Genomic DNA, 11,991 nt, shown 5'->3' on the forward strand with positions numbered 1-11,991 from the left:
CGCCATCGCGGCGGCCATGGCCTGCGGATCCGCGGCACGGGTCACCGCCGTCGCCAGCAGCACCGCGTCGCAGCCCAGTTCCATCGCCAGCGCGGCGTCGCTGGCGGTGCCGATCCCGGCGTCCAGGATGACCGGCACGCCGGCGTGGTCGACGATCATCTCGATGTTGTGCGGGTTGGCGATCCCCAGACCCGTACCGATCGGCGAACCCAGCGGCATCACCGCCGCACAGCCGGTGTCCTCCAACCGGCGCGCCAGCACCGGGTCGTCGTTGGTGTACGGCAGCACCACGAATCCGTCGTCGACGAGTTGCTCTGCGGCCCTGACCAATTCCAGGGCATCAGGCAGCAGTGTGCGCTCGTCGGCGATCACCTCGAGCTTGACCCAGTCGGTCTGCAGCGCTTCCCGGGCCAGCTGCGCGGTCAGCACCGCCTCGGCCGCGCCGCGGCAGCCGGCCGTGTTGGGCAGCGGGGTGATGCCCAGCCGGGTGAGCAGGTCGAGGACTCCGGTGCCGCCGTCGGCGTCCACCCGGCGCATCGCCACGGTGGTGAGCTCGGTTCCCGAGGCCGCCAGGGCGGCCTCGAGCACGGCGAGGTTGGTGGCCCCGCCGGTTCCCAGGATCAGCCGGGAGCCGAACTCGCGTCCGGCGATGCGCAGCGTGCCCACACCCGGTTCAGCCACCCTGCACCGCCGTCACCACCTCGATGTTGGCTCCGTCGGACACCGGGACGCCCCACTGCGACCGCGGCAGCACCGACAGGTCCACCGCGACCGCGATCCCCTTGTCCGGGAAGCCGAGCCGGTCCAGCAGGGCTGCCACTGACATCGGTCCGTCGAGCTGGACCGCCTCGTCGTTGACCGTCACCTTCACCGTGACACCTCCACAGGACTGAATGCCGTCAGTTCCGCCGCGATCGTCTCGGCGGTCCACGGCGCGAGCAGGAAACCGGACCGGCCGTGCCCGGTGGCGACCAGCGTGCGCTCGTCGAGACGGCCGACCAGCGGCAGGTTGTCGGGAGTCATCGGGCGCAACCCCGCGGCGCACTCGGCGAACTCGTACTCGCCCAGCGCGGGCAGCACCGCGCAGGCGTCGTCGAGCAGGTCACGCACCCCGGTCACCGCGGGTGCGGTGTCGCGGCCGTGCTCGTACTGGGTCGCGCCGACCACCACGCCGTCGGCGCGGGGCACCAGGTACACCTGACGGCCGTGCACCCGGGCCCGGATCATCCGCTGCGGCAACGGCATACAGCCGCGGCGCCACCGCAACCGCAGCACCTCGCCCTTGACCGGGCGCACCGCCAGGCCCGGCCACAGCGCCGGCGCGTCGATACCGTTGGCGATCACGACGGTGTCGGCCCCCAGGCCCGCCTCGGCCAGATCGCCGACCCGCGGCGCCCACCGCACCCCGAGCCGTTCACAGTGCGCCCTCAGCGCGCCGAGGACGCCGCGGTTATCCACCGCGAGTTCGGTGTCGGCCACCAATCCGTGCCGGATTCCCTGCGCGAGAAGAGGTTCGATGTCGCGGGCCGATGTCGTCGGGGTCACCGGGTGCCCCTGGCCGGACAACCACCGACCAACGGTCTGCAGGTCTGCGGCGTCGGCGCGGTCCACCGCGACCACCAGCGACCCCCTGGCGGTCACCACCTCGGGAGCCAGACCGTCCAGGAACCCGGAATTCCACAACTCGAGCGACGCCAGCCCGATCTGCAGCAGTCGCTCCTCACCCGGCCAGCCCTCGCTGTGCGGGGCCAGCATCCCACCGGCCACCCACGACGCGCCGCGTTCGGCGTCGAGGTGCACCCGCACGTCCCAGCCCTGCTGGGCCGCGCGCCGGGCGACGGCAAGGCCGATGACGCCGCCGCCGATGACGGCCAGTGTGGACATCGCGATCTCCCTTCGCCGGCATGACCCGGATCAGGTGTGACGGTACGAGCGGCGCGCTCACTCTCAGCCCCCGTGGCCCGGGACTCCCGTGTGGTCGCCTACCAGCCTACGTGTCGCCGGCACTACCGTTGGCACCGTGCGTGACGCCTCCAGCCCGCCCGCCGCCCGGTTGGGCACGGCCTCGCTGTACCTGTGCACCGACGCCCGCCGGGAGCGCGGCGACCTGGCCCAGTTCGCCGATGCGGCACTGGCCGGCGGCGTCGACATCATCCAGCTGCGGGACAAGGGCTCGGCGGGCGAGCAGCGGTTCGGGCCGCTCGAGGCGCGTGCCGAACTGCAGGCCCTGGAGGTCCTGGCCGAGGCCGCACACCGGCACGGCGCGCTGCTCGCCGTCAACGACCGCGCCGACATCGCCCGCGCGGCCGGCGCCGACATCCTGCACCTGGGCCAGGACGACCTGCCGCTGCCGGCGGCCCGCGACATCGTCGGCGACTGCCTGATCGGCCGCTCCACCCACGACGTGGACCAGATGCGAGCTGCGCTGACCGAAGACGTCGACTACTTCTGCGTGGGCCCCTGCTGGCCCACCCCGACCAAGCCCGGCCGCGCCGCGCCAGGTCTGGAGCTGGTCGCGGCCGCGCACCGGACCGGGACCGCGAAACCGTGGTTCGCGATCGGCGGGATCGACACCGCGCGGCTTCCCGAGGTGGTGGCCGCCGGAGCGGCACGTGTCGTGGTGGTCCGGGCCATCACCGCGGCCCAAGACCCGACCGCGGCCGCCGGGGAACTGAAGGGCCTGCTCAGCGCCGCCGGTTGATCAGCATCGGGATGTCGGCCGCGACACTGCGCAGCCGTTCCCAGCTCGCCGCGAAACCCGGATGCAGGGGCAGGCCGGCGACCTCGCCCTCGGACACCCAACGCAGCTCCGAGCTTTCCCGGTTGGGGACGGTTTCCAGCTGCACCGCGGCGTCGGCGATGACGGTGGTGTACGTCCACCCGGTCACCTCCGCGGTGACGACCGTGGTGCGCACGGTCAGCTGATCGACGGCGAGCCCGGCTTCCTCGTGGGCCTCCCGGACCGCGGCCTGCTCCGGCGTCTCGTGGCTGTCCCGGGCTCCGCCCGGCAACGCCCAGGTTCCGCCCTGATGGCTCCACGGGGCCCGGTGCTGCAACAGCACCGCGGCGCCACCGGCGGGGCTGGGGGCGCGCAGCAGCAACCCGGCCGCGCCGTACCGGCCCCAGTAGGCCGCGCCATTGGTCGACACGACCCAGCCGTCACCGTCCCCGCGCACCCGTTCAGGATAGGGAACCGGCTGCACTGTCGGGGTTCTCGGGGCACTCGAGCGGCTCGACACGGCGAATCCGCACGCACCATCCGATACCTCTTAGAATTCTTTTATACAGTGGGTCGAGTCGGAACGACCGTCGGGAAGATCGAGCTCAAGGTGGGGTCCGGGTAGACGTGACTGTGGAGTTGGCGCATCCCTCGACCGAGCCCCTGGCGTCGCGGTCGCCGACCACTCCGTCGCATCCGCGGTGGTGGTTCCTGTGGACCACACCCGGGCGGATCCTGTCCATCGGGTTCGTGCTGGCGGCGCTGGTGATCGCCAGCGCGTTCGCGACCTCGACGACGATCAACGACCGCCAGGAGGCGCTGACCACCGTCCTCAACCACACCGAGCCGCTGTCGTTCGCCGCCGGCCAGCTCTACACCACGCTGTCGGTCGCCGACGCCGCCGCCGCCACCGCGTTCATCGCCGGCACCGAGCCGCAACCGGTGCGGCAACGCTACGAGCAGGCCATCACCGACGCCGCCGTCGCCGTGACCAGGGCCTCCAGCGGCCTGACCGACGAGCCGATGGTGCAGCTACTCGGCCGCATCAACGCCCGGCTGGCCGTCTACACCGGGTTGATCGAGACGGCCCGGACCAACAACCGGGCCGGCAATCCCGTCGGCTCGTCGTACCTGTCGGAGGCGTCGGCGCTGATGCAGCAGCAGATCCTGCCCGACGCCCAGCGCCTCTACGAGGTGACCTCGAGCCGGGTGGACACCGAGACCACCGCGTCGACCCGGATTCCGCTACCAGTCATCCTGGTGGTGCTGGCGACGTTGCTGTTCGGGGTGTTCGCCAACCGCTGGCTGGCCAACCGCACCCGCAGGCGCGTCAACGTCGGTTTCGTCGCCGGCGGCCTTGCGGTGCTGATCATGTTGATCTGGGTGGGCACCGCGCTGGTGATCTCCACCGCCGACAGCCGCAGCGCCAAGAACACCGCCGCCGAATCGCTCAAGACCGTCACCTCGCTGGCGATCACCGCCCAGCAGGCGCGTGCCGACGAGACACTGTCGCTGATCCGCCGCGGCGACGAGAACGTCCGCAAGGAGTCGTACTACCAGCGCCTCGAACAGATGCAGGCTCAGCTGGCCCAGTACCTGGCCCGCGACGACTCGATCGACAAGAGCGACCTGGCCGAAGCCCCGGCGCTGCTGGACCGGTGGCGGGCCGCCGACGACCGGATCACCGCCTACATCGCGGTCGGCAACTACCAGGCCGCCACCCAGGTGGCGCTGGGCACCGGTGAGGACGACTCCACGCCGGCGTTCGACAAACTCGACGAAACACTGAGCAAGGGCATCGAGGAGAGCCGCAACCAGCTGCGCGCCGATATCGTCAACGCGCGCCGGGTGCTGTCCGGGTCCACCGTCGGCGCGGCGGGGCTCAGCGTGGTCGCGGCGATCGCGGTCGCGCTGGGAATCTGGCCGAGACTGAGCGAATACAGGTAGAACGGCAGACATGAAGAAACTGGGGGTCGCTACGACGGCGGTCGCACTGCTGACCGCCGTGTTGACCGGCTGCTCCGAGGCCGCCCCCGTCGTTCCGACACCGGGAGTGACGCTGGCACCGCCGACGCCGGCGGGCATGGAGGAGCTGCCGCCCGAGCCGGCCCACGCACGCAACGCCGACGACGAGGATTGTGACCGCACCGCCAGCCTGCGACCGTTCGACACCGAGGAAGAGGCCGAAGAGGCCGTCGCCAACATCAAGGCGCGGGGGCGGCTGATCGTCGGCCTCGACATCGGCAGCAACCTGTTCAGCTTCCGGGATCCGATCACCGGCGAGATCACCGGCTTCGACGTCGACATCGCCGGGGAGATCGCCCGCGACATCTTCGGCACCCCGTCGCAGGTGGAATACCGGATCCTGTCCTCGGCCGACCGGGTCGAGGCGCTGGAGAACAACGAGGTCGACGTCGTGGTCAAGACCATGACCATCACCTGCGAGCGCAAGGAGCTGGTGAACTTCTCCACGGTGTACCTCAACGCCAACCAGCGCATCCTGGTGCCACGCAACTCCCCGATCAGCCAGCCCAGCGACCTGTCCGGCAAGCGGGTCTGCGTGGCCAAGGGCACCACGTCGCTGAACCGCATCCAGGAGATCACCCCGCCCCCGATCATCGTCGGCGTGGAGACCTGGGCCGACTGCCTGGTGGCGCTGCAGCAGCGCCAGGTCGACGCGATCAGCACCGACGACTCGATCCTGGCCGGCCTGGTGGCCCAGGACCCCTACCTCCACATCGTCGGGCCCACCTTGAACGACGAGCCCTACGGCATCGGCATCAACAAGGAGAACACCGGGCTGGTGCGCTACGTGAACGGGACGCTGGAGCGGATCCGCCGCGACGGCACCTGGTACACGCTGTACCGCAAGTGGCTCACGGTGCTCGGCCCGGCGCCGGCGGCACCCCGCGCGAGGTATGTCGACGAATGAGCGACGCCGGACCCGACCCGTCAGAAGAAGACCCCGGCACCCAGCCGGCGAGCGTCGACGACCTCGGGATGGACTCGGTGGCCACCATGCGGCCGATGTCGACCCAGGCGGTGTTCCGGCCCGACTTCGACGACGACGATGACGACGACATCCTGCTGCACACCGGGGACACCGAGCCGCAGGAGCACACCACCACGCTGACCCGGAGCCTGTCCCCGACGCGCCGGCTCGGCGGCGGGCTGGTGGAGATTCCGCGGGTGCCTGCGGTGGATCCCGAGGCCGCACTGATGACCGACCCGGTGGTCGCCGAGTCGAAGCGGTTCTGCTGGAACTGCGGCCGTCCGGTCGGCAGGTCGACCCCGGCGGGCAAGGCGCTCTCGGAGGGCTGGTGCCCGCACTGCGGAAGCTCCTACTCGTTCCTGCCGCAGCTCGGTGTCGGCGACATCGTCGCCGATCAGTACGAGATCAGAGGCTGCGTCGCGCACGGCGGCCTCGGCTGGGTGTATCTGGCGTTCGACAAGAACGTCAACGACCGCCCGGTGGTGCTCAAGGGCCTGGTGCATTCCGGTGATGCCGAGGCCCAGGCCATCGCGATGGCCGAACGTCAGTTCCTGGCCGAGGTGACCCACCCCGGGATCGTCAAGATCTACAACTTCGTCGAGCACGACGACAAGCACGGCAACCCGGTCGGCTACATCGTCATGGAGTACGTCGGCGGGTCCTCCCTCAAGCAGGCCACCCACCTGAGCAAATCGGACGGGTCCCGGCTGCCGGTGGCCGAGGCGATCGGCTACATGCTCGAGATCCTGCCGGCGCTGGGCTATCTGCACTCCATCGGCCTGGTCTACAACGACCTCAAGCCGGAGAACATCATGGTCACCGAGGACCAGCTCAAGCTCATCGACCTGGGCGCGGTGTCACGGATCAACTCGTTCGGCTACCTGTACGGCACACCGGGATATCAGGCCCCCGAGATCGTGCGGACCGGCCCCACCATCGCCACCGACATCTACACGGTGGGCCGCACCCTGGCCGCGCTGACGCTGCGGCTGCGCACCCGTGCGGGCCGCTACGTCGACGGTCTGCCCGAAGACGATCCGGTGCTGGCCACCTACGACTCGTTCGGCAGATTGCTGCGCCGCGCGATCGACCCGGACCCGCGGCGGCGCTTCGCCAGCGCCGAGGAGATGTCCAGCCAGTTGATGGGTGTGCTGCGTGAGGTCGTGGCGCGGGACACCGGTGTCCCGCGGCCGGGCCTGTCGGCGGTGTTCAGCCCGTCCCGGTCGACCTTCGGGGTCGACCTGCTGGTCGCCCACACCGATGTCTACGTCGACGGCCAGGTGCATTCGGAGAAGCTGACCGCCCAGGAGATCGTCAAGGCGCTTCAGGTGCCGCTGGTCGACCCGACCGACGTCGGGGCGGCGGTGCTGTCGGCGACCGTGCTGAGTCAGCCGGTGCAGACGCTGGATTCACTGCGCGCGGCGCGGCACGGAGCGCTGGACTCCGACGGTGTGGACGTCAGCGAGTCGGTGGAGTTGCCGCTGATGGAGGTCCGCGCGCTGCTGGACCTCGGTGACGTCGCCAAGGCCACCCGCAAACTCGACGACCTGGCCGACCGGGTCGGCTGGCGGTGGCGGCTGGTCTGGTTCCGCGCGGTCTCGGAACTACTGACCGCCGACTATGACTCGGCGACAAAGCATTTCAGCGAGGTACTGGACACGTTACCGGGTGAGCTGGCGCCCAAGCTGGCACTGGCGGCGACCGCGGAGCTGGCCGGGTCGGCCGAGGGACGCAAGTTCTACGGCACGGTGTGGTCCACCGACCACGGCATCATCTCGGCCGGGTTCGGCCTGGCGCGCGCCCAGTCGGCCGAGGGGCAGCGCGATGCGGCGGTGCGGACCCTCGACGAGGTGCCGCCGACCTCGCGGCACTTCACCACGGCCCGGCTGACCAGTGCGGTGACGTTGCTGTCCGGGCGCTCGGCCAGCGAGATCACCGAACAGCAGATCCGCGACGCCGCCCGGCGCGTCGAGGCGCTGCCCGACACCGAACCGCGGGTGCTGCAGATCCGTGCGCTGGTGCTGGGCACCGCCATGGACTGGCTGGCGGACAACACCGCCAGCACGAACCACATCCTGGGGTTTCCGTTCACCGAGCACGGACTGCAGCTCGGCGTCGAGGCCTCGCTGCGCAGCCTCGCCCGGGTGGCACCCACCCAGGCGCACCGCTATGCGCTGGTCGACCTCGCCAACAGTGTGCGACCGATGTCGACCTTCTGACCGCCAGCAACTACGGATTCCGTTGCTGGGAGTGCAGCCCACGCCGCGCCGACGGTTCCCGGTCGCCGAATCACATTGCTGTGGGCAGCAAAACGGCAGTTCATAGCGCTTCCTGAGAGTTCGCCAAGAGTTGTTTGCAAACCTCGGATTCCGTAGTAGCGTGAGTCGCCTGGTGACGTCATCGGCTTTGAGAATGGCAGGGTCCGCTCCCTGACGGCAGCCACAGGACGAATCTCAGATTTCGACTGAGGGAGGCCACTATGCCCTTTCCAGAACCACCAGCGCCCTTTCCAGAACCATCAGCGCCCTTTCCAGAACCATCAGCCACCCAACGGGTTTTCCGTCCCGATCCCCTGTCGTTCGAGTTGCGCGAAGAGCACCACTGGGCCACCTTCTCGGCCTGTGCACCGAGTCCCGACACGGTGCTGGTGACCGTCCACGGCGAGGTCGACGCCGTCAACAGCTCCGCGCTGGCCCGCTATGTGGAGCGCCGGGTCGGCGCGGCCACCAAGCTGGTCCTCGACCTGCAGACCGTGCAGTTCTTCGCGGCGTCGGGGTTCGCGGCGCTGGCCCACATCAACGTCGTCTGCAGGCGCGCCGGGCTGAACTGGTCGCTGCTGCCCGGTCCGCACGTGGACCGGATGTTGCGGATCTGCGATTCGCGCCGCGAACTGCCTGTCGACCGGTCACGAGTCCAGTACCCGCGCACACGCGCGGGCGATCGCCAACTCCTCGTTGGTGGGAATCACTAGCACCGTCGTCGGAGCCGAATCCGGGGAGATGCGCCGCGCGGCGCGCCCGGGGCTGTCGTTGAGGTGTTCGTCGAGTTCGATCCCGAATGCGGTGAGCCCGGACAACGCGTCCCGGCGGACCGCGGCGTCGTTCTCCCCGACACCAGCGGTGAACGTGATCACGTCCACCGTGCCGAGGATGGCCAGGTAGGCACCGATGTACTTGCGCAGCCGGTGGATGTAGACGTCGTAGGCCAACCGCGCTGCCGCCCGCTCCTTTTCGGAACCGGACCGAATCTGCTGGTGCAGCAACCGGAAATCGACCTCACCGCCAAGCCCGCGCACCCCGGACCGCCGGTTGAGCATCGACTCGATGTCCTCGACGCTCATCTGCGCGGTCCGCCACAGATAGAAGATCAGGCCGGGATCGACGTCGCCGGAGCGGGTTCCCATCACCAGACCTTCCATCGGGGTCAGGCCCATCGAGGTTTCCACCGGGCGGCCCCCGACGATGGCCGACGCCGACGCCCCGTTGCCCAGATGCAGCACGATCTGGCTCACCGACTCGAGCTCCAGCCCGAGGAAGGCGGCCGCCTGTTCGCTGACGTACTGGTGCGAGGTGCCGTGGAAACCGTAGCGGCGGATGTCCCACTGCTCGGCGACCTCGTGGTCGATGGCGTAGCTGGCCGCCGCCGGCGGCAGGTCGTGGAAGAACGCGGTGTCGAACACCGCGACGTGCGGCAGGTCGGGCAGTGCTCGGCGGGCCACTTCGATACCCAGGATCGCGGGCGGATTGTGCAGCGGCGCAAGCGGAGACAGCTCCCGCAAGGTCGTCAGCAGAGCGTCGTCGACGACGGTGGGCCGGTACAGGTCGGGGCCGCCGTGCACCACCCGGTGCCCGACGGCGGCCAGCCCGAGGCTGTCCGGGTCGTGCCCGTCGGCGGCCAGCGCGTCGAACACCACCCCGATCGCCGCGGCGTGGTCGGCCACACCCCCCTGCTCAACCTGCTCACCGATCCGCTCGACGATGCCGTCTGCCACGAGCATTCCCGAATCAGGCTCCACCACAGCATATTTCACTGAGGAGGAACCGGAGTTCAGCACCAGAACCGACCGGGTCACCGCGAGGCCCCCTGCGCCTGGATCGCGGTGATCGCGACCGTGTTGACGATGTCCTCGACCAGCGCCCCGCGGGACAGGTCGTTGACGGGCTTGTTCAGCCCCTGCAGCACCGGCCCGATGGCGATCGCGCCGGCGCTGCGCTGGACCGCCTTGTAGGTGTTGTTGCCGGTGTTGAGGTCGGGGAAGATCAGCACGGTGGCCTGGCCGGCCACCTTGGAATCCGGCATCTTCGTGGCCGCCACCGACGGTTCCACCGCGGCGTCGTACTGGATCGGCCCCTCGACCAGCAGCTGCGGCGCACGGTCGCGCACCAGCTCGGTCGCCTTTCTCACCTTGTCCACGTCGGCACCGCTGCCGGAGGTGCCGGTCGAGTAGGACAGCATCGCCACCCGGGGCTCGATGCCGAACTGGGCCGCGGTGCGCGCCGAGGAGATCGCGATGTCGGCGAGCTGCTCGGAGGTCGGGTCCGGAACGATCGCGCAGTCCCCGTAGGCCAGTACCTCATCGGCCAGGCACATCAGGAAGATGCTCGACACCGTCGACACTCCGGGCATCGTCCGGATGATCTCGAATGACGGCCTGATCGTGTGCGCGGTGGTGTGCCGGGCACCGGAGACCATCCCGTCGACCATGTCGTTGTAGACCAGCATGGTGCCGAAGTAGGACACGTCGTGGATGGTTTCGCGGGCCCGCTCCAGGGTGACGCCCTTGTGTTTGCGCAACTCGGCGTACTGCGCAGCGAACTGGTCGCACAGCTCGCTGCGCTTGGGGTCGAGCACCAGGGCCGCCGACAGGTCCACCCCGAGCTCGGCCGCGCGGGCCCGGACCTGGGGTTCCTCGCCCAGGATGGTCAGGTCGGCGACACTGCGCTGGAGCAGCCGGCCCGCGGCCCGCAGGATCCGGTCGTCGTTGCCCTCGGGCAGCACGATGTGCTTGCGGTCGGCCCGGGCCCGGTGCAACAGCTGGTACTCGAACATCTGGGGGGTGGTCACCGTCGGGATCGGGATCGCCAGCTGACTCAGCAGGTCCTCCACATCGACGTGGTGCTCCATCAGCTGCAGCGCGGTGTCGATCTTGCGATGCGAGTTCACGGTGACCCGCCCGCGGGCCGAGGCCACCGCGCTGGCCGTCTCGAACGTGCCGGTGTCGGTGGCGATGATCGGCAGTCCCAGGCCGAGCCCGTCGACCAGCGCGGCGATGGACGGATGCAGTTCGAACCCGCCGTTCAGGATCACCCCCGACAACGACGGAAACCCCTCCGCGGCATGGGCACTCATCACTGCGAGCACGACGTCGGACCGGTCACCGGGCGTGACGACCACGGCCCCCTCCACGAGCCGCTCGAGCACGTGCTCGGCGGTCATCCCGGCCACCACGATGCCCAGCGCCTCACGCCCGAGCAGTTCCGGGTCCCCCTTGATCTGGGTGCCGCCGACAACCGTGCACAGCTCCCCCACCGACGGGGCCACCAGCAGCGGCTCCTCGGGCAGGACATAGGCCTTCGGCGCGGCGGGGCCCAGCAGGCGCAGCGCTTCGAGCATCTCGGTCAGCTGGGTCGGGTCGCAGCGGTTGGCGACCACCGCGGCGGTGTGCGCGCGATGGGCGGCCAGCTCCGCGAGGCACAGCTCGACGACGCTGACGACTTCGGCGGGGGTACGGCCGCGGGCCCGCACCGACAGCACGACCGGGGTGCCCAGGTTCACCGCGATGCGGGCGTTCATGGACAGCTCGCTGGGGGCGACGACGTCGGTGTAGTCGCTGCCGACGACCACCACCGCGTCACACTGGTCGGCGACGCGGTGGAACCGGTCGACGATCTCGGCGATCGCCCGGTCAGGATCCTCGTGAAGTTCCTGATAGCCGACGCCGACGCACTGTTCGTAGGCAAGGCCGGCGGTGCTGTGGGCCAGCAGCAGGTCGAGGATGTAGTCGCGACGCTCGCCGAGCCGGGTGATCGGCCGGAACACCCCGACCCGGGCAACGGTGGCCGCGAGCCGGTGCACGATCCCCAGCGCTACCGTCGATTTTCCGGTGTCACCCTCGGGCGAGGCCACATAGATGCTGGAGGCGAACGCTGGTCCGGCATGCACAGCCTCCACCTTGCCTCATACACGCCGAACGCTCTAGTCCTGCGGATCGACACCCGGGCTATGCTTAGATACACGTGTTTCTTTGCTAGATACGTTTCTGACTACGTACTGACATGCC

11 protein-coding genes are annotated in these 11,991 nt (G+C 69.8%); 5 read left to right on the forward strand and 6 right to left on the reverse strand.

What is annotated here, in order from left to right; all coding sequences use genetic code 11:
- The 3 genes from thiG to thiO form a co-directional block, all read right to left on the reverse strand.
- Positions 1-666 (reverse strand): thiazole synthase (gene thiG, locus ACXAID_RS15435; RefSeq protein WP_475023112.1); only part of this gene is annotated, 666 nt, incomplete at its 3' end.
- A 7-nt stretch (positions 667-673) separates the two neighbouring features.
- Positions 674-871: a sulfur carrier protein ThiS gene (thiS, locus tag ACXAID_RS15440; protein ID WP_475023087.1), complete on the reverse strand. Its 198-nt coding sequence runs from the start codon at positions 869-871 to the stop codon at positions 674-676.
- Positions 868-1,884, reverse strand: coding sequence for a glycine oxidase ThiO (gene thiO / locus ACXAID_RS15445; protein ID WP_475023088.1), 1,017 nt, complete (start codon positions 1,882-1,884; stop codon positions 868-870). Before thiO ends, thiS begins: the two co-directional genes overlap by 4 nt.
- 136 nt (positions 1,885-2,020) lie before the next feature.
- On the opposite strand from thiO, the gene thiE reads away from it, so the two are divergent.
- Positions 2,021-2,701 (forward strand): thiamine phosphate synthase, encoded by a 681-nt coding sequence (thiE, locus tag ACXAID_RS15450; RefSeq protein ID WP_475023089.1) that lies wholly within the window; start codon positions 2,021-2,023, stop codon positions 2,699-2,701.
- Here the strand turns inward: thiE and ACXAID_RS15455 are convergent.
- The gene (locus tag ACXAID_RS15455; RefSeq protein WP_475023090.1) at positions 2,685-3,176 is read right to left on the reverse strand and encodes an NUDIX hydrolase; all 492 of its coding nucleotides are present in this window, start codon (positions 3,174-3,176) and stop codon (positions 2,685-2,687) included. The two genes, thiE and ACXAID_RS15455, sit on opposite strands and share 17 nt — an antisense overlap.
- Positions 3,177-3,346: 170 nt before the next feature.
- Between ACXAID_RS15455 and glnX the strand changes: the two genes are divergently transcribed.
- The 4 genes from glnX to ACXAID_RS15475 all read left to right on the forward strand — a co-directional run bounded on the left by glnX (position 3,347) and on the right by ACXAID_RS15475 (position 8,682).
- Entirely contained in the window at positions 3,347-4,666 is a 1,320-nt protein-coding gene (glnX, locus tag ACXAID_RS15460) for a protein kinase G-activating protein GlnX (RefSeq protein ID WP_475023091.1), read from the forward strand.
- Between the two features lie 10 nt (positions 4,667-4,676).
- Positions 4,677-5,651: a glutamate ABC transporter substrate-binding protein gene (locus tag ACXAID_RS15465; protein ID WP_475023092.1), complete on the forward strand. Its 975-nt coding sequence runs from the start codon at positions 4,677-4,679 to the stop codon at positions 5,649-5,651.
- A complete protein-coding gene (locus ACXAID_RS15470) occupies positions 5,648-7,930 on the forward strand; it encodes a serine/threonine-protein kinase PknG (RefSeq protein ID WP_475023093.1) in 2,283 nt (760 codons plus the stop codon). Before ACXAID_RS15465 ends, ACXAID_RS15470 begins: the two co-directional genes overlap by 4 nt.
- A 422-nt stretch (positions 7,931-8,352) precedes the next feature.
- Positions 8,353-8,682 carry an STAS domain-containing protein gene (locus tag ACXAID_RS15475; RefSeq protein WP_475023094.1) on the forward strand — a complete coding sequence of 110 codons (330 nt, stop codon included), beginning with the start codon at positions 8,353-8,355 and terminating at the stop codon, positions 8,680-8,682.
- On the opposite strand, the gene ACXAID_RS15480 is transcribed toward ACXAID_RS15475, so the two are convergent.
- Both ACXAID_RS15480 and pta read right to left on the reverse strand, forming a co-directional pair.
- Positions 8,617-9,783: an acetate kinase gene (locus ACXAID_RS15480; protein WP_475023095.1), complete on the reverse strand. Its 1,167-nt coding sequence runs from the start codon at positions 9,781-9,783 to the stop codon at positions 8,617-8,619. The genes ACXAID_RS15475 and ACXAID_RS15480 overlap by 66 nt on opposite strands.
- Positions 9,780-11,873: a phosphate acetyltransferase gene (pta, locus tag ACXAID_RS15485; protein WP_475023096.1), complete on the reverse strand. Its 2,094-nt coding sequence runs from the start codon at positions 11,871-11,873 to the stop codon at positions 9,780-9,782. The genes ACXAID_RS15480 and pta overlap by 4 nt, the downstream gene beginning before the upstream one ends.
- Positions 11,874-11,991: the final 118 nt, after the last annotated feature.

Source organism: Mycobacterium sp. ABE4_509 (genome assembly GCF_056160785.1).

Coding starts and splice junctions, on each gene's coding strand:
- ACXAID_RS15470 (WP_475023093.1), top strand. CDS start 5,648: ATGAGCGACGCCGGACCCGACCCGTCAGAAGAAGACCCCGGCACCCAG.
- ACXAID_RS15465 (WP_475023092.1), top strand. CDS start 4,677: ATGAAGAAACTGGGGGTCGCTACGACGGCGGTCGCACTGCTGACCGCC.
- thiO (WP_475023088.1), bottom strand. CDS start 1,884: ATGTCCACACTGGCCGTCATCGGCGGCGGCGTCATCGGCCTTGCCGTC.